The 21,929-nt window shown below is 64.8% G+C and carries 19 protein-coding genes and 1 tRNA gene; 16 read left to right on the plus strand and 4 right to left on the minus strand.

The window, feature by feature from the left end; all coding sequences use genetic code 11:
- Positions 1-1,314 precede the first annotated feature (1,314 nt).
- The gene (gene bioD, locus G4L39_RS13195; protein ID WP_165108855.1) at positions 1,315-2,022 is read right to left on the minus strand and encodes a dethiobiotin synthase; all 708 of its coding nucleotides are present in this window, start codon (positions 2,020-2,022) and stop codon (positions 1,315-1,317) included.
- Positions 2,023-2,284: 262 nt separating this feature from the next.
- On the opposite strand from bioD, the gene kdsB reads away from it, so the two are divergent.
- The 7 genes from kdsB to G4L39_RS13230 all read left to right on the plus strand — a co-directional run bounded on the left by kdsB (position 2,285) and on the right by G4L39_RS13230 (position 7,881).
- A complete protein-coding gene (kdsB, locus tag G4L39_RS13200; RefSeq protein ID WP_165108857.1) occupies positions 2,285-3,067 on the plus strand; it encodes a 3-deoxy-manno-octulosonate cytidylyltransferase in 783 nt (260 codons plus the stop codon).
- Positions 3,064-4,674: a CTP synthase gene (gene pyrG / locus G4L39_RS13205; RefSeq protein ID WP_165108859.1), complete on the plus strand. Its 1,611-nt coding sequence runs from the start codon at positions 3,064-3,066 to the stop codon at positions 4,672-4,674. The genes kdsB and pyrG overlap by 4 nt, the downstream gene beginning before the upstream one ends.
- A gap of 68 nt (positions 4,675-4,742) precedes the next feature.
- Positions 4,743-5,405, plus strand: a complete 663-nt coding sequence (gene hisB / locus G4L39_RS13210; RefSeq protein WP_165108861.1) for an imidazoleglycerol-phosphate dehydratase HisB — start codon at positions 4,743-4,745, stop codon at positions 5,403-5,405.
- A 39-nt stretch (positions 5,406-5,444) separates the two neighbouring features.
- Complete coding sequence (locus G4L39_RS13215) at positions 5,445-6,059, plus strand: RNA polymerase sigma factor (protein WP_165108863.1); 615 nt, start codon at positions 5,445-5,447, stop codon at positions 6,057-6,059.
- Positions 6,056-6,535, plus strand: a complete 480-nt coding sequence (locus G4L39_RS13220) for an anti-sigma factor family protein (RefSeq protein ID WP_165108865.1) — start codon at positions 6,056-6,058, stop codon at positions 6,533-6,535. Before G4L39_RS13215 ends, G4L39_RS13220 begins: the two co-directional genes overlap by 4 nt.
- Positions 6,536-6,558: 23 nt before the next feature.
- Positions 6,559-7,029 carry a hypothetical protein gene (locus tag G4L39_RS13225; RefSeq protein ID WP_165108867.1) on the plus strand — a complete coding sequence of 157 codons (471 nt, stop codon included), beginning with the start codon at positions 6,559-6,561 and terminating at the stop codon, positions 7,027-7,029.
- 267 nt (positions 7,030-7,296) lie between these two features.
- Positions 7,297-7,881 carry a D-sedoheptulose-7-phosphate isomerase gene (locus G4L39_RS13230; protein WP_165108869.1) on the plus strand — a complete coding sequence of 195 codons (585 nt, stop codon included), beginning with the start codon at positions 7,297-7,299 and terminating at the stop codon, positions 7,879-7,881.
- 162 nt (positions 7,882-8,043) lie between these two features.
- Here the strand turns inward: G4L39_RS13230 and arsM are convergent, their stop codons facing one another.
- A complete protein-coding gene (arsM, locus tag G4L39_RS13235; protein ID WP_205881014.1) occupies positions 8,044-9,354 on the minus strand; it encodes an arsenite methyltransferase in 1,311 nt (436 codons plus the stop codon).
- A 1,098-nt stretch (positions 9,355-10,452) separates the two neighbouring features.
- On the opposite strand from arsM, the gene cydB reads away from it, so the two are divergent.
- Both cydB and G4L39_RS13245 read left to right on the plus strand, forming a co-directional pair.
- On the plus strand, positions 10,453-11,469 hold the full coding sequence (gene cydB / locus G4L39_RS13240; protein ID WP_165108871.1) for a cytochrome d ubiquinol oxidase subunit II: 1,017 nt from the start codon (positions 10,453-10,455) through the stop codon (positions 11,467-11,469).
- A gap of 93 nt (positions 11,470-11,562) precedes the next feature.
- A tRNA-Ile gene (locus G4L39_RS13245) sits at positions 11,563-11,638 on the plus strand.
- A 7-nt stretch (positions 11,639-11,645) separates the two neighbouring features.
- On the opposite strand, the gene G4L39_RS13250 is transcribed toward G4L39_RS13245, so the two are convergent.
- Together G4L39_RS13250 and G4L39_RS13255 are read right to left on the minus strand one after the other, a co-directional pair.
- Entirely contained in the window at positions 11,646-12,323 is a 678-nt protein-coding gene (locus G4L39_RS13250) for an HAD family hydrolase (protein WP_165108873.1), read from the minus strand.
- 4 nt (positions 12,324-12,327) lie between these two features.
- The gene (locus tag G4L39_RS13255; protein WP_165108875.1) at positions 12,328-12,741 is read right to left on the minus strand and encodes an EVE domain-containing protein; all 414 of its coding nucleotides are present in this window, start codon (positions 12,739-12,741) and stop codon (positions 12,328-12,330) included.
- Positions 12,742-12,834: 93 nt separating this feature from the next.
- On the opposite strand from G4L39_RS13255, the gene G4L39_RS13260 reads away from it, so the two are divergent.
- From G4L39_RS13260 to G4L39_RS13290, 7 genes are all read left to right on the plus strand, one after another.
- Positions 12,835-14,199, plus strand: coding sequence for an ROK family transcriptional regulator (locus G4L39_RS13260; RefSeq protein ID WP_165108877.1), 1,365 nt, complete (start codon positions 12,835-12,837; stop codon positions 14,197-14,199).
- A gap of 13 nt (positions 14,200-14,212) precedes the next feature.
- On the plus strand, positions 14,213-15,724 hold the full coding sequence (araA, locus tag G4L39_RS13265) for an L-arabinose isomerase (RefSeq protein WP_165108879.1): 1,512 nt from the start codon (positions 14,213-14,215) through the stop codon (positions 15,722-15,724).
- A 28-nt stretch (positions 15,725-15,752) separates the two neighbouring features.
- On the plus strand, positions 15,753-17,438 hold the full coding sequence (locus G4L39_RS13270; protein WP_165108881.1) for a ribulokinase: 1,686 nt from the start codon (positions 15,753-15,755) through the stop codon (positions 17,436-17,438).
- A gap of 193 nt (positions 17,439-17,631) precedes the next feature.
- Positions 17,632-19,059 (plus strand): alpha-N-arabinofuranosidase, encoded by a 1,428-nt coding sequence (locus G4L39_RS13275; RefSeq protein ID WP_240894016.1) that lies wholly within the window; start codon positions 17,632-17,634, stop codon positions 19,057-19,059.
- 25 nt (positions 19,060-19,084) lie between these two features.
- On the plus strand, positions 19,085-19,780 hold the full coding sequence (locus tag G4L39_RS13280; protein WP_165108885.1) for an L-ribulose-5-phosphate 4-epimerase: 696 nt from the start codon (positions 19,085-19,087) through the stop codon (positions 19,778-19,780).
- Positions 19,781-19,844: 64 nt separating this feature from the next.
- Entirely contained in the window at positions 19,845-20,990 is a 1,146-nt protein-coding gene (locus G4L39_RS13285; RefSeq protein ID WP_165108887.1) for an aldose epimerase family protein, read from the plus strand.
- A 296-nt stretch (positions 20,991-21,286) separates the two neighbouring features.
- Positions 21,287-21,929 (plus strand): NCS2 family permease (locus G4L39_RS13290; RefSeq protein WP_165108889.1); only part of this gene is annotated, 643 nt, incomplete at its 3' end.

Here is a 21,929-nt window from a genome sequence, read left to right on the forward strand (position 1 = left end):
CGGGTGGGTGGATCCGGGTGGGTGGATCCGCAACGCTCAACACGGGCTTGAGCCACGCCGAGGTCATGGGAATTGTCGATCCAGCTCCTACCACAACCCCACACCCTGTCAACAAAAAAATTGCGACCACAAAAGCTTCCGCCCGTTTCCGCCCTTGCCACCCCACCACCAAGGCATGGAGGACTGAACCACAGAGACACAGAGGACACGGTGAACGGCCAAAAGAGAGCGCGCAAAGCATGTGGCGAGCTCCATGGCGGCGGTTGGTGTGCCGGAAATCGTTCCGCAGCCCCTTGCCCCGGCAAAAGCCGGGTGGCCGGTACACCTGCTTGCGACTGGCAGGCTATTACTGTCGCCTTCCAGCGGACCGCCGGGATGCGGCCCATCCCGGCCTAGCCGATCTGCACGGTACACAGCAACGTGGCCATGGCGCGGGAGGGGCATGGTCCTACGTGGCCGATATTTTTGCGGACCGCGGGGACGCGGTCCCTCCCATGGGACCTTGTGGGAAGGGCGCAGTCCCGTGTGCCCAATACTCTTGCGGACGGCGGGGACGCCGTCCCTCCCCGACCTGGCGGAGTTCGCAAGGGCATGCGCCGATTGAGTCGCGCTGCAGGTTCGGCACGGGCACCGGGGGCTGCCTTTTCTTGCGGACCGCGGGGACGCGGTACCTCCCGGGCTGGCCAATGTCGAAGGATGCCCACGGTTGGACGATGTCCGGGAGGGGCGCAGTCCTCTGCGCCCGATGTTTTTCCGGACCGCGAGGACGCGGTCCCTCCCAACGGACCCTGTGGGAGGGGCACAGTCCTCTGTGCCCGATATTTTTCCGGACCGCGGGGGCGCCGTCCCTCCCGGGCAACCATTGCGGGGCCACACAGTTCTCCGTGCCGGCTAATTACCGACCGCGGTGGCGCGGACACGTCCCATTCCTAATGGATTTCGTCTGGACGCGGTCTGTTTAGCAGTGGCCGCCGCCATCATTTCTGGAATCGCATCGGCGCCGTTCCTCGGGTTTGGGCGCTGAAACCGTTGACGCGGGTGGTCCGGAGGGGTCGGCGTTGCCGGGGCAGGTTTCCGCGGCCGATCTTGGGCCGGAAACAAGCCGAAGCGCCCTTCACCCGGGCCCGGTCCGGACGGTTTCGCCGGAGGGAACGTTACGCCGATGGTCGTAGGCGGGTTTCATGTCGCCCTGGTTTGCCGGCTTGGCGGAGCCGGCGGCCGGAGCGGCGAGAACAGGCTGTTGCACCATGGGAGGGGTCGCCCCTGATGGGGTCGCGATGCATCTGTTCCTCAACCCTTTGCAGCGCCGCGGTTCTAGCCCTCGTGGGTCCGGGGATCGCCCGTATCTTTCAACACTGCGGTGGTGAGGCCGGTCAGGGCGTTGCGGATGGCCGGAGGGATGGCGCGGCGGAGGCTGTCCGGAAAAGTGCGCAGCCAGGGGAAAAAGTGAAGGGCGTTTTGCGGCAGGTAGGAGGCCAGCAGTTCGGCGTGGGTTCGGATGGCCGGGTGGTGGTGGGGTTGGTTGACGAGCACACAGTGGGGTCGGGGTAGTTGGGTTCCAGCCAGTGCTTCGCAAACCAGACGGGTCTGGTTGACGGCGCCCAGGCGGTTGGGCACGACGACAATCGGTCGGGCCTGCAGGGCCTGCATGAGGTCGCGGTTGTCGAAGTTCGTTCCAAGCGGGCTCAACAGGCCGCCCGCGCCTTCGACCAGGACGATTTCAAATTGTTGGGCGAGGCGCTGCACGTGTTGGACGACCCGGGGCAGTTCGATTCGCAGGCCGATCCGGCGGGCGGCGGCGGCCGGGGCGATCGGGGCTCGGAACCACCAAGGGTTGACCTCGTCGAGGGGTATGATGCGTCCGGCGCTTTCCCACAAAAGGCGGGGATCGGTTCGACCGCCGGAGGCCAGGGGTTTCAGGGCCACGACGCGGTGGCCACGGTCCCGGAGGTAACGGGTCCACGTGGCGGTCAGGACGGTTTTGCCGACGCCGGTGTCGTTGCCGGTGATGTAGAAGATCATGGGTCTCCAGCGGCCGGGGTTGCGCTCTCGCGGTGTGGCGAGTTTTTACCGCGGAGGGGTCTTCCCGGCCTACCGGCAGGATGCTGCAGGGTGCGGCGGTTCTGCAAGGGTGGCGTGGCCGGGGTCTGGCGCGGGGAGGTGGTGCACGGGTGGTGCGTTGTGTCCGGGAGGGTCGGGGCGGGATCGGTTTCGCGGCCGGTGCGGTGTGTGCGGTTCATTTCTTCCGTGCGTTGCGGGTTTGGGTGGGTTAAAAGGATGGGGCGTGAAGATCGTGGGGATCATACCCGCCCGCTATGGATCCACGCGGTTCCCCGGCAAGCCGTTGGCAAGGATTGCGGGCAAACCGTTGTTGGAACATGTGGTGGAACGGGCCCGGCAGGCGCGTCGGTTGGCGGAGGTGATTGTGGCGACCGACGACGCGCGGATTGCGCGGGTGGCGGAGGGGTTTTGTCGTGTGGAGATGACGCGGTCGGATCACCCGAGTGGGACGGATCGGGTGGCGGAGGTGGCGGGGCGCGTGGATTGCGAGGGGGTGGTGAACATTCAGGGGGATGAACCGCTGGTGGATCCGGCGGCGATTGATGCGGTGGCGGCGGCGCTGGAGGAGGCGGAGATGTCCACGGCCGCCGCGCCTCTCCGGCAGCCGGAGGATTTGCGGAATCCGAATGTGGTGAAGGTGGTGGTGAGTCGGTCGGGTCGGGCCCTGTATTTTTCGCGGCATCCGATTCCGTTTGTGCGGGACGTGGCGGAGGGGTCGGCATCGGAGGTATTGGCGCGGTTCGGTTTTCTGCGGCATTTGGGGTTGTACGGGTATCGGCGGGCGACGTTGTTGCGGCTGGTGCAGTGGCCGGTTTCGGCGTTGGAGGCCGCCGAGAAGCTGGAGCAACTGCGGGCGTTGGAGAACGATGTGACGATTCGGGTGGTGGAGGTGGCGACGGCGGGGATCGGGGTGGACGTACCGGAGGATGTGGCGCGGGTGGAGGCGCTGCTGGCCGGGGTGGGTGTGGCCGGCGGGGGTGCGGGACAGGCTGTTGAGGAGTCATGAAGTACATCTTTGTCACCGGCGGAGTGGTCAGTTCGTTGGGCAAGGGCCTGACGGCGGCGGCTCTGGGCACGCTGCTGGAGCATCGCGGGCTGAAGGTGGCGTTGCAGAAGTTTGATCCGTATTTGAACGTGGATCCCGGGACGATGAGTCCGTACCAGCACGGGGAGGTATATGTGCTGGATGACGGTGCGGAGACGGACCTGGATCTGGGGCATTACGAGCGGTTCACCCGGACGAAGCTGACGCGGTTGAACAACCTGACCAGCGGACAGGTGTATCAGACGGTGTTGAACAACGAGCGGGAGGGCAAGTACCTGGGCAAGACGGTGCAGGTGATCCCGCATGTGACGGATGAGATCAAGAACCGGATCCGCCTGCTGGCGCAGCAGACGGGCGCGGACGTGATCATCACGGAGATTGGGGGGACGACCGGGGATATTGAGGGGTTGCCGTTTTTGGAGGCGATCCGGGAGTTTGCGCACGAGGTGGGGCCGGGGAATGCGGTTTTCATTCATGTGACCTACGTGCCGTACATCAAGGCGGCGGGGGAATTGAAGACGAAGCCGACCCAGCAATCGGTGGCCAAGCTGCGCGAGATCGGGATCATGCCGCACATCATTGTATGCCGGTGCGAGCGGCCTCTGGAGAAGGAGGTGCGGCACAAGATTTCGTTGTTTTGCAACGTGCCCGTGGAGGCGGTGGTGGAGGAGAAGGACGTGGACCACACGATTTACGAGGTGCCGCTGATGCTGCAGCGGGAGCGGATGGACGAGCTGGTCTGCCGGCTGCTGCATCTGGACACGCCGCCGGCGAACATGAGTGAGTGGCAGGAGATTTTGCGGAAGCTGATCGCGCCGCAACACCGGGTGCGGGTGGGGGTGGTGGGGAAATACATCGGGCTGCAGGACGCGTACAAGTCGGTGTACGAGGCGCTGAGTCACGGCGGGATTGCGAATGACTGCGGGGTGGAGATTGTGCGGATCGAGTCGGAGGAGATCGAGAAGCACGGGGCCGAGCCGTTGCTGAGGGATCTGGCGGGGATTCTGGTTCCGGGCGGGTTTGGTGAGCGCGGGGTGGAGGGGAAGATTGAGGCGGTGCGGTATGCGCGGGAGCGGAAGGTTCCGTTTCTGGGGTTGTGTCTGGGGATGCAGGTGGCGTGCATCGAGTTTGCCAGGAATGTATTGGGGCTGAGGGAGGCGCATTCGACCGAGTTTGATCCGGACACGCCGCATCCGGTGATCACGCTGCTGGACGAGCAACGGCGGGTGACGCGGAAGGGGGGCACGATGCGGCTCGGGGCGCAGCCGTGTCAGCTTCAGGTGGGGACCCGGGCGGCGCAGTTGTACGGGGCGTTTCTGGTGCATGAGCGGCATCGGCACCGGTATGAGTTCAATCTGGAGTATCGCGAGATGTTTGAGCGGGCGGGGATGGTGTTCAGCGGGACCTCACCGGACGGGAAGCTGGTGGAGCTGATCGAGCTACCGGGGCATCCGTTTTTCATGGCTTGTCAGTTTCATCCGGAGTTTTTGAGCAAGCCGCACCAGCCGCATCCGCTGTTTCGGGGTTTTGTGCAGGCGGCGCTCTTGCGGGTGCAGGTGGGCCGTTAGGGTGTGGGGCGGGGCGACTCGGTTTTCGCCCTTGAGTCGGCACGGGAGCGACTTCATAAATGCGACCGATGAAAGCGCGGCAGGCCCGCGTACGGCGGGAGACACGGGAGACCCGGATTGTGCTGAGCCTGAACCTGGACGGTCGCGGTCGGGCTCGGGTTGACACGGGCATTCCGTTTTTTGACCACATGCTGGAGCTGTTTGCGCGGCATGCGGTGGTGGATTTGACATTGCGGTGCCGGGGGGATCTGGAAGTGGACGCGCACCATACGGTGGAGGACTGCGGACTGGCGTTGGGCCAGGCATTTCGGGAGGCGTTGGGGGACAAGAAGGGCATTCGCCGGTACGGAACGGGTTTTGACCCGCGGAACCCGTTCACCGGGGAGGCGTATGTGCCGATGGACGAGTGTCTGGCGCGGTGTGTGGTGGATTTCGGGGGCCGACCCTATCTGGTGTGGCGGGGGTTGAACGATCTGGCGTACGCGCGGTTGCCGGCGGAATGGAGGGAGCAGGACGGGGCCTGCGCCTTTCGGTTCGGGTTGGCGCGGGAGTTTTTCCAGGCGTTTGCCAACGAGGCCCGGTGCAATCTGCATCTGGAGCTGTTGTACGGCGACGAGCCCCACCACGTGGTGGAGGCGTTGTTCAAGGCGTTTGCGCGGGCGGTGGACCAGGCGTGCCAGCGGGATCCGCGGCTGGAGGGGATTGTGCCGAGCACCAAGGGCCGGCTGTAAGGGGGGCTGAATAGACGGGAGAGGCTCAACGTCCAATCCATGCAAGACGAGCGCGACCTTTCCTCGAAGCCGGACGAGGCGCTGGTGGCCGCCGCCAAGGATGGCGACCTGGGGGCGTTCGAGGAGTTGGTGGCGCGGCACCGCGACAAGGTTTATGCGCGGGCGCTGAGCATCCTGCGGAATGAAGAGGATGCGCTGGATCTTTCGCAAGAGGCATGGATCAAGGCCTGGCAGCGGTTGCAGCAGTTTCAGGGTGAATCGAGTTTTGCCACCTGGATCACCCGGATTGTGATCAACCTCTGTCTGGACCATCTGCGCCGGCAGAAGCGGGCCGTGGGGGAATCGCTGGAGGCGATTGAGGAGGAGGTGGGCAATATTGAACGGCTGTTACCCCCGGTGAGTATCAATCCCGCTGCCGGTCTGGAGCGGGATGAATTGCGGGCGCGGATCTGGGAGGCGATGGGCCGGTTGTCGGTGGCGCATCGGACCGTGTTGATTCTGCATGAGTTTGAAGGCATGGAATACCGCAAGATTGCGGAAGTGATGGGTTGTTCGCTGGGGACGGTGATGTCGCGGCTCTTTTACGCGCGTCGTCGTCTGGCGGCGCTCCTGGCGGATTTGAACAGCAGGTCGGATTCGGCAAAGGACGCATGATGACTCCCGAGGAAATGCTGCAGGTCCAGGCGTACGTGGACGGCGAGTTGCCGGAATCGGAACGTCGCGCCTGGGAGGTGCGTTTGGCGCGGGACGCGGAAGCCCGGGCGCTGGCGGAGGAACTGCGTCAGATCCGGGCGGTGCTCCGGACGGTGGATGAGAGCCCAATCCGTGTCCCGGAGAGCCGGGAGTTTTATTGGTCCGGGATTGCCCGTGCGATCGGTGCCCGGAAGGCCGGTTCGGCCGGAGGCGCACGGTTCTGGTGGGAGGCAGTCTGGCAGGCGTGGAAGCGGTGGTTGGCGCCGGCGGCCGTGCTGGCGGCGCTGGCGCTGGTGATTGTGCTGCGCCAGCCGGCGGGCGGCCCGACCGATTATCCGGAGGTGCAACTGATGCTGGCCGAAAGCGGAGCCACCACGTACCGCGACGACGCCCGGGGGCTTACGCTGGTATGGTTCACCTGGCCGGCAGAGGAATGACGGCTCGACCGACAGTTTTTTCCATGAAACCCATCGTGTCTGGATTCTCGCAAGCGCGGTTCCTGCGGCTGGCCGCGGCCGCGGTGTTGCTGCTGTTGATCGCCGGGCCCGCCCTGGCGGGCGACCTCAAGCTGGAGGCGCAGTTGATTTGGGGGACCAACGAATCCAAGTCGCCCAATCCGAGGCACAAACCGGTCGAGGAACCGGTGGCGCAAAAGCTGAAGGAGCTGCCCTTCAAATGGACGCATTACTTCGAGGTCAACCGGAAGGAGTTCACGGTCTCGAAGGAGGAGTCGCGCAGGGTCTCCATGAGTGAAGAATGCGAGATCCAGGTGCGGCGGCTCGAGGATGAGCAGGTGGAGTTGACCCTTTACGGCAAGGGCAAACGGGTGGGCCGGGTTACGCAGAAACTTCCGAAATCCGAGATGTTGGTGCTGGGTGGTAACGCACCCAACTACACGGCGTGGTTTGTGATGCTGCGGCGGAAGGATTGACCGCCGGCGGGGCCGTTGCGAGGCGGAGCAGGCCGGACCGGGCAGCCGCCGTGGGCGGCCGACGCAGGGCCGGTCGGGAGCCACGCGGAAAGCGGCCCGCAGGGTTCGGTCTTTCGTCGGTGGCACTCCCCTGCCCTGCCCGACGGGTTTCTCACCGGGCTCCCGATTCGCGTTTGCGCAAGATGCCGGGTGGCGCTTCGCAGGCGGGTGCAGCTTTCCTCCATCGGACTTCTCCGACGGGCGGTGTACGGGTAGACTGGGCGGCGCATGACGGATTGGATTTCCGAGTATCTGAGGGCGCAGGCGGCTGCTCATCGCGCGATTCCGGTGGAAGCCGTGGTCCGGTTCGTGGGCTTGTTGAGGGAGGCGTTGCAAGCGGACCGACAGATTTTTGTGTTTGGCAATGGCGGCAGCGCCGCCAACGCGGCCCACTTCGCCACGGACCTGGGCAAGGGTGCGTCGGATCGGCTCCCGCGCAGGTTTCGGGTGATGGCGCTGACGGACAACGTGAGCTGGTTGACGGCGCTGGCCAACGACTACAGCTACGAGGAGGTGTTCGTGCGGCCGCTGCAAAACTTCGCGCGGGCTGGGGATGTGGCCATTGGGATCAGCGTCAGCGGTAATTCCCCCAACTGCGTGCGTGCGTTGGCCTGGGCGCGGGAGCACGGGTTGCGGACGGTGGCCCTGGTGGGCGGCCGTCCCTGTCGAATGGCGGAGTTGGCCGAGCTGGTTTTGTCCGTTCCGGACACGCATTACGGCCGGGTGGAAGACGCTCACATGACGTTTTTGCACCTGGCCTGCTACGCGTTCATGGAACATCCGGAGTGGGCCGAGGTGGCACCGAGTCGGTAAGAATTTTGGGGGCACGCCACCGCGCGTGGGCAACGTCACCCGGGGGGCGTGTTGGGGTGAGATGGGTGCGGGTTGGGCCCGGCCGGCCGGGGTCAGAGCCGCAGTACGGGTGCTCGGCGCCCGCAACACGTTGGATGCAACCGGCGGAAAGAGGTTGGCGGTCTACTGCCGGGGTGCAGGTTTTCGCGCGGTGATTTCGAGGCTGACCAGGTAGTCTGACATCCGGCTGCCGGGCGGCAGGTGCTCGGCAATCCTGCGGTACAACGGATCTTCGAACTGCTCCAGGGTGCTTACGTAATCGGTGCGCGGCACCAGTCGAACGTCGGTGAGGCCGGCGGCCCGGACCATGTCTTCCACTTCATCCACCAACACGGCGCCTGCCACGCATCCGGCCCATGCCTCGAGCATGCTGGTTACCGAGGTGGGGAGGGGCTGCAGCAGGGCCAGGTCAGAAACCGCCACCCGGCCTCCGGGCTTGAGTACCCTGGCGATTTCGCGCCAGACCTGCGGCTTGTCCGGGGAAAGATTGATCACGCAGTTGGAGATCACGACGTCCACGGTGGCGTCGGGCACCGGGAGATGTTCGATCTCTCCCAGACGGAATTCCACGTTGTCCCAGCCGGTCCGCTCGCGATAGGCCGGAATGGCCTTCCGGGCCCGGTCGATCATCTCCGGGGTCATGTCCACGCCAATAGCCCGGCCGGCGGGACCGACCTTTCGGCCGGCCAGGAAGACGTCGAAGCCCGCCCCGGAGCCCAGGTCCAGTACGACCTCCCCCGGGCGGAGGGATGCAAGCGCCTGTGGGTTTCCGCAGGAGAGGCCAAGGTTGACGCCTTCAGGGAGCGCGGCCAGATCCTCGGCTGCGTAGCCCACGGCCCGGGCCAACGCGTCCGGGTCGAGATCGGTGGCGCAACCGCAGCTGGACGCCGGTCCGCAACAGGAAGATCCCGTTGCCGCCGTCAGGGCGTAGGCCTGCCGCACCTGTTCTCGAACCGTGTCGGGTGCGGTCCGGCCCGCCGAATGCGGGTTCAACCCGTTCAATCGTTGGCGTTCGTTCCGGCGCCCGGCGGCGTAGGCTTCGAACACGCGTCGGATTTCATCCCGGACGCGGCGGAACGCGGTCCGGATTTCTTCCGGGGTTCCCTGGGCACGGGCGGGGTCGTCGAAAGGCCAGTGGTACCGATTCACCTTGCCGGGGAAACTCGGACAGGCTTGATCGGCTGCACCACACACCGTGATCACGGTTTCCACCGGCCGGTCCATGAACTCGCGAACGGATTTGGAGCGATGGCCACTGATGTCGATGCCGATCTCCCGCATGACCTCCACGGCCATGGGATGAACGTACCCGGCGGGTTGAGACCCGGCGCTGGCGACTTCCAGAAAGTCGCCTGCCGCCGCACGGAGTACGCCCTCGGCCATTTGACTCCGACACGAGTTACCTGTGCAAAGGATCAGAACCAATGGTTTCATTCCCGTTTGTTGGCCTGGTATGTTGCAACAGACACGCTGGCACGGCCAGCCGGCGCTGCCAGCCAACCTTAGTGGAAGAACGGCGGAAGTGCCAGCCCTGTTGGCAAAAGAAACGTGGTCGACGTTGGCGTTCGGCGGAACCTTCAAACGCCCACAGACGGGGGCACCGGCAGAGTCAGGCCCGCGGGCGAAACCCGCAAAACAACGGACGACGAAGCACAAGGAGGCCGTGCCTCCAAGTGCACCCTTCCGGAAGGATCACAGTCCCCTGCGCCCGTGTTTGCCGACTGCGCCGAGGCGCTCCCGCCTGTTGCAGCATTCCCGGAGGGGGTACCGTGCTCGGTGCGCGTCCTGGCTTCCCGAGGGCACGGCCCCTGTCCGTTCGGAGCACCGCAGAGGCACGCCGGCAGTGAACCACAGAGACACCGAGGGCGCAGAAGTTGGGCCCGGAGAAGGGCGAAAGGCGGAGATGCAAAGCGTGGCGAGGACGATAGGCCGGCGGCCACTGTGCGGGAAAGCGTTCCGCGGCCCCTTCACCGTCCAAAAGGCCGGTTAAAGGCCCCATCGGGTTGGGAATCACCAGGTTGCTGGTGGTCCGTTCCTTCGGACGGCGGGGACGCCGTCGCTCCCTTGGTGCTTTTCCCGTGGCGCCCTTCAATGTCGCGGCAGCTTGGGAGAAGCACTGTCCTCATCGTCGGGGGCATCGGAGGCTGTGGGCATGTTCATCGTCCCGGGGTTGGGCCCGACTGAGCGGCGAACACGCCGGGCCGGGTGTGACGCTCGGGGCTCGCAGCGGGGTCGGGAATGACGGCGGTCCGGAGCAAGGACAGGGGCGAACATCCGACCGCCAGGTTGCGTGGGGCCGAGTTGGCCGAAGCCCGGATTGCAGGGCTGCCGTGGGGGCGGTCGACAGCAAACCGGGGCATGGCCGGGACGAGGGGCTTTGGTCCGGGATGCAGGTCGTGCAGGCCCGGTTGGGATCGGTTGGGCTTGCCCGGGAGGGTTCCGGTGGCCACTCTTGGGCTGGTCGTTGCGGGCTGATCGCAGCACGCTCAGTGGGTTGGACTTGTGCCCTCCGGGGCGAAATGGGAACGCGCTATGGATCTGGCGACCATCTGGTACGTGCTGATCGGGGTGTTATTCACCGGGTACGCGATGCTCGACGGGTTTGACCTTGGCATCGGCGGGATTCACCTGTTTGCGCGCAAGGACGAGGAGCGGCGGTTGTTGCTGAATGCCATTGGACCGGTGTGGGACGGTAACGAGGTCTGGCTGGTGACCGGAGGTGGCGCCCTGTTTGCAGCGTTTCCCCAGGTGTACGCCACCGTGTTTTCCGGTCTGTACCTGCCGTTCATTTTGCTGCTGATGGCGCTGATTTTCCGGGCCGTGGCCATCGAATTTCGGAGCAAGCAGCCGGCGCGGTGGTGGCGCCAAATGTGGGACGTGAGTTTCGCGGTGGGCAGTGTCGGGTCGGCCTTTCTGCTCGGCGTGGTCATGGGCAACATTGCGTGGGGGCTGCCCCTGAACGAGCAGGGTCAGTACGTGGGAGGATTTTGGAATCTGTTTCATCCCTATGCCCTGTTGCTGGGGGTGACCACGGTGGCGTTGTTCATGATGCATGGTTGCATTTACGCGCTGCTGAAGATTGACGGTGAGTTTCATGAAACGCTGCGGCGGTGGGTGCCCCGTTGCATCATCTTTTTCATCATTTGCTATGGGATCACCACCATGGCCACGCTGTTGTATGTGCCGCACATGGCGGAGCGGGTGCGGGCTCATCCGTGGCTGTTTGGGGTGGCGGTGTTGAACATGCTGGCCATTGCCAACATTCCCCGGGAAATCCATCACGGACGCGACTTTCGGGCTTTTTTGTCCTCGGCGGCGGCCATGGTGGCGCTGATGACGCTGTTCGGGTTGGAGATGTACCCGCACCTGGTCCTGAGCCGGCCAAATCCCGAATACAGTTTGACGATTTACAATTCCGCGTCATCGCCCAAGACGCTGGGCATCATGCTGGTGATTGCCGGGCTTGGCTTACCGGTGGTGCTGGCCTACACGATCAGCATTTACTGGATTTTCCGGGGCAAGGTTCGGCTGGACCGGATGAGCTACTGACGGGGCGGCCCGGGCGTGGCCGGTCCGGGTCGGCCGGGGGACGGTTTCGCACTTGTCGGTCCGGTTCGGTCTCTTCAGATTGAGAAGGCGGGCGGGCCCATAGCTCAGGGGTTAGAGCAGGCGACTCATAATCGCTTGGTCGCAGGTTCGAATCCTGCTGGGCCCACCAGCAAGTTTCAGGGCCCCTGCACTCCTTCAGGTTCAACCCCCAACAACCGCGCGATGGCGAAGTAGTCGGCCGCCACGTGGTCGGCGTTGCGGAGGGCGTCGCGTGGATGGGTGTTGGGGACGGCTATGACGAACATGCCGGCGGCCCGGGCGGCGGCGATGCCGGGCAGGGAATCCTCGATGACCCAACAGCGCTCCGGGGGCACGCCCAGGAACCGGGCGGTGCGGAGGAAGATGTCGGGTGCCGGTTTGCCCCGGGGTACCTCAGCCCCACTGAGGATGGCCTGAAAGCAGGAGCGTAATCCCGTGCCCTCCAAAACGGCATCGATCACCGGCCTTTCCGAACCGGATGCCAGTCCCAGGGGCCAGCGGCCGTGGAGGGTGCGCACCAGCCACAACGCGCCGGGATACCAGGGTTGTTCGGAGGCCAGGAGTCGGAGGAACCGCTCCCGTTTTCGTGCCATCAAAGCAGCAACCGGAACCGGTGGCCTGTGGATACGGGCGAAATCCTCCCACAATTCATGGTCGGAGCGGCCCACGTAGTCCTGGAAGTTGAGGCCGGCCCCGTCCGGATAACCCAGTTCGGCCAGGGTTTCGCGGAAAGCGCGTTCGTGGAGGGGCTCGCTGTTCACGAGCACCCCGTCCATGTCGAAGATGACCGCGCCGACCACCGGGCTTGTGGGCATGGATTCAAAGTTCGGTTTGGCCCAGCTCGAGGATGCGTCGCCATTGGGCCGGGGTGACGGGCATGACCGAGAGCCGGGCCTGTCGCACGAGCAACATATCACGGAGGACGGGGTCCTTTTTGATTTGGGCCAGGGGCACGGGTTGCGTCAATGGACGCAACGGTTCGAGGTCAACCGCGATCCAATCCGGACTGTCGGCCGTGGGGTCGGGATAGGCTTCCTGTCGCACACGAGCGATCCCGACCACGGCGCGCTCTTTGCCGCTGTGGTAGAACAGCACGCGGTCGCCTTTGCGCATGGCCCGGAGATAATTACGGGCCTGATAATTTCGGACGCCGGTCCATGCGGTCCCGTTTTCCCGGACCAACCGGGTCCATGGGTATTCCCCGGGTTCCTGTTTGACGAGCCAGTACTGCATGGCGGGTTCAGATTGCCGGTTCCGGCCGGGGTTGTCAGCAGGTAAGCGCCGGTCGGTGGGAAAAACCTGGGATTCCTGCTTGCCGACAGAAACTTGGCTTTGTTAAGTAAGTCCCCGGATGCGAACGTGCGGAACGAGGAACCCACACCGCTGCGGGAGCCCGACCCGGCAGGGTACGAACCGGCTTTGGCGTGGTGGCGGGCCGGGTTTGAGTCCGACCGGATCCGGCTGGCTATGATCGTGGTCCCCTCCCACATGGGCCGGATGAACAAACTGGCCCTGTTGCGCCGGCTGCGGCAGCTCGGCACTGCGTCGCGGGCCGAGTTGGCGAAGTCTCTGGGGTTGAGTCAGCCGACCTGTGGGAAGATTGTGCAGGAATTGTTGCGGTCCGGCGTGGTGGAGGAGCTGCGGCGCAACCCATTGGTGGGGGCCGCGGCCGCAGGCGCCCGGCGGCGGCCCAAGCTGGGCCGGCCCGGTGTTTTGCTGAGGCTGGACCGGTCGCAGCCGCGGTTTGTGGGGATCCAACTGGACGTAACCCATACCAGCGTGGCGCGGTTGGCGCTGGGGTTTACGGGACCGGACGCCTGGGAATTGCGGGTACCCACGGGGCGCTCGGCAGCCCAGTGGAAACGCCAGATTCGTGAAGCGGCGCAAGCGTTGCCGGTGCGGGAGCTGTGGGGCGTGTTGGTGAGCGTGCCGGGACTGCTGGATCCCGTGCAGGGTCGGGTGGTCTTTTCGCCGAACCTGCATTGGACGGAGACGGTGGACCTGCGATCGCTGCTGGGGGAGATCTGGCAGGTGCCGGTGGTATTGATGCAGGAGGAACAGGCCCTGGCGTTGGGGCATTACCAGGTGAATCCGGAGCAGGACAATTTTTTGTTGGTGGACTTTGGCGAGGGCGTGGGTGGCGCGGTGCTGGTGAACGGGCGTCTTCAGGCCAATCCGCTCCCCGTGTCGGGTGAGCTGGGTCATACGCCGGTGGCGGGCAACCGCCGGCGTTGCGGTTGCGGGGGCGTGGGCTGTTTGGAGACGCTGGTTTCGTTGCGGGGATTACTTGACAGTTTTCAGGAGGCGGTCCCGGGTGCGACCCGGTCCTGGCAATCGCTGCGCCGGCATGTGGAGCTGCACGGATTGGAGCCCTGGCTGGGCGCAACGCTGGATGCCGCGGCGGTGGTGATTGCGGGCGCGTTGAACGTGATCGGCCTGCGCCACGTGGTGGTCACGGGGTTGCTGGCCGAGCTGCCCGCCGTGGTGGTGGAGCACCTAGCGGCGCGCATTCGCGAGGGCGCGCTCTGGGCGCGCTTTGGCGAGGTGCAGGTGCAAACGGCGCCCCGTCACCGTGCGGCCGGGCTGGTGGCCGCCGGAATTGAACAGCTTGTCCTCAACCGACTCGGCGAAGGCGAACCGGGGCCGACCCGGTTGGTCTCCTCAGCGTACACCCTGACACGCAACCCTTAACCCTGGAACGACCATGATTGATTTGAAGGAACTTGAAGTCTGGTTTCTGACCGGGAGTCAACACCTGTACGGGCCGGCCGCTCTGGAGCAGGTGGCGGCGAATGCCCGGACGGTGGTGGCGGCCCTGGACCAATCGTCCGCCGTGCCGGTTCGCGTACGGTTTCAGCCCGTGGTCAAATCCCCCGAGGAGGCCACGGCCCTCTGCCAGGCCGCCAATCAGGAGCCGCGCTGCATCGGGCTGATCACGTGGTGCCACACCTTCTCACCCTCCAAGATGTGGATCAACGGGCTGAAAGCCCTGCGCAAGCCGGTGGCCCATCTGCACACCCAGTTCAATCGGGACCTGCCCTGGTCCACGATTGACATGGATTTCATGAACCTGAACCAGGCCGCCCACGGCGACCGCGAGCACGGGTTCATCATGAGCCGCATGCGGTTGAACCGGAAGGTCATCGTGGGCCACTGGTCGGATCCCGAGGTTCAGCAACGGCTGGGTGCCTGGTGCCGGGCGGCGGCGGCCTGGCACGACTGGCAGGGGGCGAGGTTCTGCCGGTTTGGGGACAACATGCGCGAGGTGGCGGTCACCGAGGGCGACAAGGTGGCTGCCCAAATGCAGTTCGGCTATTCCGTCAACGGTTACGGTGTGGGTGACCTGGTCCAGTTCGTCCGGGCCGTGTCAGAGAAGGAAGTGGACGAACTCGTGGCGGATTACGAACGGCAATACGAGGTGGTGCCGGAGCTGCGCAAGGGCGGTGCCCGACATGAATCGCTGCGCGAGGCGGCGCGGATTGAGGCGGGCCTGCGGGCGTTTCTCAAGCAGGGCGGGTTCAAGGGGTTCACCGACACGTTTGAGGATCTGCACGGGCTGTCACAACTGCCCGGAATTGCGGTGCAACGGCTGATGGCCGAGGGTTATGGTTTTGGGGCCGAGGGCGATTGGAAGACGTGCGCGCTGGTGCGGGCCATGAAGGTGATGGCGACGGGGTTGTCCGGCGGTACGTCGTTCATGGAGGACTACACGTACCATCTGGATCCGGCCCGGCCGGCCGTCCTGGGCGCGCACATGCTGGAGATTTGCCCCAGCATCGCCAAGGGCAGGCCCCGATGCGAAATCCACCCGCTCAGCATCGGGGGCAAGGCCGATCCGGTCCGGTTGGTGTTCGACACACCGGCCGGCCCGGGCCTCAACGCCTCGATCATCGACCTGGGGAACCGGTTCCGGTTGCTGGTCAACGAAGTGGAGGTGATCGAGCCGCCGGAACCCCTGCCCCGGTTGCCGGTGGCCCGGGCCCTGTGGCAACCCAAACCCAACCTGGCCGTGGCCGCTGCGGCATGGATCTACGCCGGCGGCGCCCACCACACCGGCTTCAGCCAGGCCGTCACCACCGAAATGCTGGAAGACTTCGCCACAATGGCCGGGGTGGAACTGGTGGTGATTGACGAGCACACGCGCCTGCGCGATTTCCGGCGTGAACTGGAATGGAACGAGGTGGCCTACGGACTCAAACGGGGTTTTCTGGCCTGAACCTGGAACCTGACAGCCCGACACGACCATGAACGCGACCTACACCATCGGTCTGGATTACGGGACCAACTCCGTCCGCGCCCTCATTGTCAACACGGCCAATGGCCGCGAGGTCGGCACCGCCGTCTGGGAGTATGAACACGGCACCCAGGGAGTCATCCTTTCCAGGGATCCCAACCTGGCGCGGCAACATCCGGCGGACTATCTGAAGGGTGCCGAAGTCACCATTCGCAAGGCACTGGCCGAGGCGAAGCGGAATGTGCGCGGGTTCAAGCCCGAGCAGGTGGTGGGCATCGGCGTGGATACCACCGGGAGCACGCCGTTGCCCGTGGATGCCGAGGGACGGCCGCTGGCGTTCCACAAGAAGTTTGCCAGGAACCTTGCAGCCATGGCGTGGTTGTGGAAGGACCACACCAGCGTGGCCGAAGCCGCCGAGATCACGGCCCTGGCACGGGAAATCCGGCCGCACTACCTGGCCAAGTGCGGTGGCACCTACTCCAGCGAGTGGTTCTTCAGCAAAATTCTGCACTGTCTGCGCACGGCGCCGGAGGTGTTTGAGGCGGCGTACACCTGGGTGGAACTGGCGGATTACGTTCCCGCCGCACTGACCGGGACGGAACATCCGGACCGGCTGACGGTGGGCATATGCGCCGCCGGACACAAAGCCATGTACAACGATGCCTGGGGCGGGTACCCGGACGAGGAGTTTCTGGGCCGTCTGGATCCGGCGCTGGCCGAGTTGCGGAAACGGCTCCGGCCCAAGGCCTACACCATCAATCGCTCGGTTGGCACCCTGACGCCCGAGTGGGCCAAACGGACCGGGCTGCGGGCCGGCATTCCCGTGGCCGTGGGGGCTTTCGACGCCCACCTGGGTGCGGTGGGCAGCGGAATCACACCGGGCACCCTGGTGAAGATCATCGGCACCAGCACGTGCGACATGATGATCGCGCCCCTGGACCAACCGCTGGCCGACATCCCCGGCCTGTGCGGCATTGTGCCCGAGTCCATCCTGCCCGGGTATTACGGGTTGGAAGCCGGGCAATCGGCCGTGGGCGACATCTTCAACTGGTTTGTCAACTACATCCAGCCCGGTGGCCCGAAAAACGGCTCCCACGAAGCCCTCACACGGGCGGCGGCGAAGTTGAAGCCGGGCGAGTCGGGTTTGCTGGCACTGGACTGGAACAACGGCAATCGTACGATCCTGGTGGATCAGCGACTGACCGGTCTGTTGCTGGGCCAGACCCTCTACACCACCCCGGCAGAAATCTACCGGGCCCTCATCGAGGCCACGGCCTTTGGCGCCCTCACCATCATCAACCGGTTCGAGGAATACGGCGTCAAGGTGGAACAGATCATCAACTGCGGTGGCATTGCCGAGAAAAACCCGCTGGTCATGCAGATCTATGCCGACGTGACGGGTCGGCCGATGAAGATCAGCCGTTCGGCCCAGACCTGCGCGCTCGGGGCCGCCATTGCCGGCGCGGTGGTGGCCGGCGTGCACAAGGATTACGCCTCCGCCCAAAAGGCCATGACCGGGCTGAAACCCAGGGTGTTTCAGCCCAACCCGGCCGCCCACGAGGTCTACCGGCAGCTGTATCCGTTGTACCGAACGCTGCATGACGCGTTCGGCACCAGGGAGTGGACCGGCAACCTCTACGACATCATGAAGACATTGCTGGAGATCCGGAACCGCGCGCGCGGCGTTACGGGCTGAGTGCCAGGTCCAAGCTTCGAAGCCGAGAACCACCGATCTAATCACAACCTTCGCACGAAACATGAAGAAGACGATTACCCTCTGCATCCTTGGGTTGGGCGTTTGGGGATTCGCTGCCCTGACCGCGGTGGCCCAGCCAACCACGAACCGCCTGGTCATCCATGCCGACCAGGGCCGTTACACCATCAGCCGGATGATTTACGGCCATTTCGCCGAGCATCTGGGCCGGTGCATTTATGAGGGCATCTGGGTGGGCGAGGACAGTCCCATCCCCAACACGCGCGGCATTCGCAACGACGTGGTGGAGGCGCTGCGTCGGATCAAGGTGCCCGTGCTGCGCTGGCCCGGCGGTTGTTTTGCCGATGAATATCATTGGAAGGACGGCGTCGGGCCGCGCCATGAGCGGCCCGCCCGCATCAACACCCACTGGGGAGGCGTCATCGAAAACAATCACTTCGGGACCCATGAATTCTTCGACCTGTGTGAACAGCTCGGGGCCGAGCCGTACGTCGCCGTGAATGTCGGCAGCGGCACGGTGCAGGAGATGATGGAATGGATCGAGTACATCACCAGCGATTCCCGGTCCGCCATGGCCGAGTGGCGTCGGAAAAACGGTCGCCAGGCGCCCTGGCGGCTGCCCTATGTGGGCATTGGCAACGAAAGCTGGGGTTGCGGCGGTAACATGACGCCGGAGTACTACAGCGACCTGTACCGCCAGTTCAGCACCTTCGTGAAGAACTTCAGCGGCAACCGGATTTACAAGATCGCCTGCGGCGCCAACGGGGCCGACTACCGTTGGACCGAGGTGGTGATGCAGCGGGCGGGCCGCCACTTGGACGGCATTTCGCTGCACCATTACACCATCCCCACGGGCGACTGGGGCCGCAAGGGATCGGCCACCCGGTTTGGCGAGGACCAATACCATGGCGCCCTCCGCAGGGCCCTGGAAATGGAAACGCTGGTCCGCCGCCATGGCGAGATCATGGACCGATACGATCCCCAGAAGCGGGTTGGTCTGATCGTGGACGAGTGGGGCATCTGGACCGACGTGGAGCCGGGTACAAACCCCGGATTCCTGTACCAGCAGAACTCCATGAGGGACGCCCTGATTGCCGGCCTGACCCTCAACATCTTCAATCGGCACTGTGATCGCGTGCGGATGGCGAACATTGCCCAGATGGTTAACGTCCTGCAGGCCATGATCCTGACCGACGGGGAAAAAATGATCCTGACGCCCACCTATCACGTGTTCGAGATGTACACGGTGCACCACGACGCCACCCTACTGCCCACGGATTTGACGTGTGCCGACTACACGTTCCAGGGCCAGAGCATCCCCGGCCTGAGCGTGTCGGCCTCGCGCAATCGCGAGGGGGTGATCCACGTCAGTCTGTGCAACCTGCATCCGGAGCAACCGGCCGAACTGCAGGCGGAACTGCAGGGTGCCCGGGTCAACCGGATCCAGGGCCGGCTGCTGACGGCCGACAGTGTCCAGGCGCACAACACGTTTGACCGGCCTGATCGGGTGCGGCCGGTGGCGTTTGACGGGGCGCAACCCACGGAGCGAGGCTTCCGCGTGACGTTGCCGCCGCGGTCGGTCGTGGTTCTGGCCCTGCAATGACCCGTCCGGGAGGTGGGATCGCGTCATGACACTCAAAGCGCTCAAGCAGGCGGTTTGGGAGGCCAATCTGCGATTGGTTCGCGAAGGCCTGGTGATCGAGACCTGGGGCAACGCCAGTGCGGTGGACCGCGAAAAGGGCCTGGTGGTGATCAAACCCTCGGGCGTGCCCTATGACCGGATGAAACCGGACGACATGGTTGTGGTCCGGCTGGACACGGGTGAGACCGTGGAGGGCAGGCTGCGGCCCAGCTCGGATACCCCCACCCACCTGGTGCTGTACCGGGCATTTGCCGGGATTGGGGGCGTGGTTCACACCCACAGTCTGTATGCCACGGCCTGGGCCCAGGCGTGCCGGCCCATCCCCTGCTACGGCACCACCCAGGCCGACTACTGGTTCGGCGAGGTCCCCTGCACCCGTGCCATGAAACCGGCCGAGATCCGGACGGATTACGAGGCCAACACGGGCCACGTCATTGTGGAAACCTATCGCGGGCTCGATCCCCTGGAACATCCGGCCGTGCTCGTGGCCAGCCATGGTCCCTTCACGTGGGGTCGGGACGTGCACGAGGCGGTGCACAACGCCGTGGTGCTGGAGTTTGTGGCGCGACTGGCCAGCGAAACCTTGCGGGTCAACCCGCGGGTGCGTCCCGTGGGGCGGCCCCTGTTGGAGAAACATTTCCTTCGCAAGCACGGTCCCAACGCGTATTACGGTCAGAAATGAACCCGGCCGGCCCGGAAAGAGGTCCGGAAGCGCCGGAGAATCGAAACCTGAATCCCAAACAACCATGAAAGCGAAAGTCCTGATCGTTGGTTCGGCACTGGTGACCAGCCTGTGCTTCTGGAGCGGATGCGCCACCGGTCCGTCCGCGCGCGCCTCCATCACGCGGGCACCTTTTGGCGTCACGCGGGATGGGCAGCCGGTTGAGGTGTTCACCCTGCGCAACGCCAACGGGGTGGAGGCCCGGATCATCAACTACGGCGGCACCGTGCTGTCGTTGAAGGTGCCCGACCGGAACGGCCAGTTTGGCGACGTCGTACTCGGCTTCGACACCCTGGCCGAGTACGAGCAAAAGTCGCCCTACTTCGGCTGTCTGATCGGCCGTTACGGCAACCGGATTGCCGGGGGCCGGTTCACGCTCAACGGCGTGACCTATCAACTGGCGACCAATGACGGGCCGAACCATCTCCACGGCGGCATCAAGGGCTTCGACAAACGGGTATGGAAGGTCGAACGTGCCGAGGTCACGCCGCAGGGGCCGCAACTGGTGTTGAGCTACCTCAGCCCGGACGGCGAGGAGGGTTACCCGGGCAACCTGCACGTCACGGCCACCTACACGCTCACGAAAGACAACGGCCTGCGACTGGATTACCGGGCCACCACCGACAAGGACACCATCGTGAACCTGACCCAGCACTCCTACTTCAACCTCGCCGGTCACGGCGACATCCTGGGCCACGTGGTGTATCTGAACGCCGACCGGTTTACGCCCGTGGACGCCACCCTGATTCCCACGGGCGAATTGCGACCCGTCGAGGGAACACCTTTTGATTTCCGGAAACCGACCGCCATCGGGGCGCGCATCCAACAGGATGACGAGCAGTTGCGGTACGGGCGCGGTTACGATCACAACTGGGTGATCAACAAGAAGCCCGGCGAACTGGCGCTGCACGCCCGCGTGGTCGAACCGACCACCGGGCGGGTGCTGGAAGTGCTCTCCACCGAGCCCGGACTGCAGTTCTACTCGGGCAATTTCCTGGATGGCACCCTGAAGGGCAAATACGGCCAGGTCTATGCGCATCGGAGCGGTTTCTGCATGGAGCCGCAGCACTTTCCGGATTCGCCCAATAAACCCCATTTCCCCTCCGTGGTCCTGAAGCCGGGCCAGGAATACCGGAACACGATCATCTACCGGTTCTCGGTTCAGAAATAGGCATTCGCAGTGGTGCAAGGACCGGCAGCCGTCCCCGGTGCGGCTGCCGGTTTTGTTTTGCGGGCCTGCGCCGGAAGTGCATCGGCTTCGGGCAACGACCTGTTCTACCAATTCATCGGGCCAAACGGGCCGTCCCAAGCTGTGAGCCGGTCCGCGGGAGCGCCGCGCGGTATGGGCCCCGGTTGGAACGCCCGCCGCGGCTCCCGGCTTTTGTTGGTGCGGGTTCCTGAGATAATGCGGGTGCACCGGGGTCCCGGCGGTCGTGCGGGGCCCGCAAGCCCGCTGGATAGCTGCGCATGAAGGCACAACTCGATCGCTGGTTCGAAATCAGTGCCCGCGGATCCACGGTTCGACGCGAGCTGTGGGCCGGGCTGACCACCTTCATGACCATGGCCTACATCATCGTCGTACAACCGGCGGTGTTGTCGGGCCGAATGTTTGGTCAACCCACGGGGATGGACTTTGGGGCGGTGATGGCCGCCACGTGCCTTGCCTCTGCACTGGCCACCGCTCTGATGGCCCTGTACGGTCGTTATCCCATTGCGCAGGCGCCGGGCATGGGTCAGAACGTGTTTTTTGTGTTCAGCGTGTTGCCCGTGGCCGCGGCCGCCGGTTTGGGGGAACCGTGGCGGGTGGCTCTGGGTGCCGTGTTTTGGTCCGGGGTCCTGTTCCTGGTGCTGTCGCTGGCAGGCCTGCGCGAACTGATTTTCAACGCCCTGAGTCCAAGCTTGAAACATGGCCTGACGGCCGGAATCGGATTGTTCATTGCCTTCATCGGGCTGCAAAACGCCGGGCTGATCGAGAAGGACCCCGGCACCGCCGTCCGGCTCACCCACCGGCTGCTGTCGCCGGATGTGGTGGTGTTTGTAACCGGGTTTTGGTTGACCGCCGTGCTCACGGCGCGGGCCGTGCCGGGGGCGGTCCTGTGGGGAATGGCGG

The organism is Limisphaera ngatamarikiensis (assembly GCF_011044775.1).
GTDB lineage: Bacteria > Verrucomicrobiota > Verrucomicrobiia > Limisphaerales > Limisphaeraceae > Limisphaera > Limisphaera ngatamarikiensis.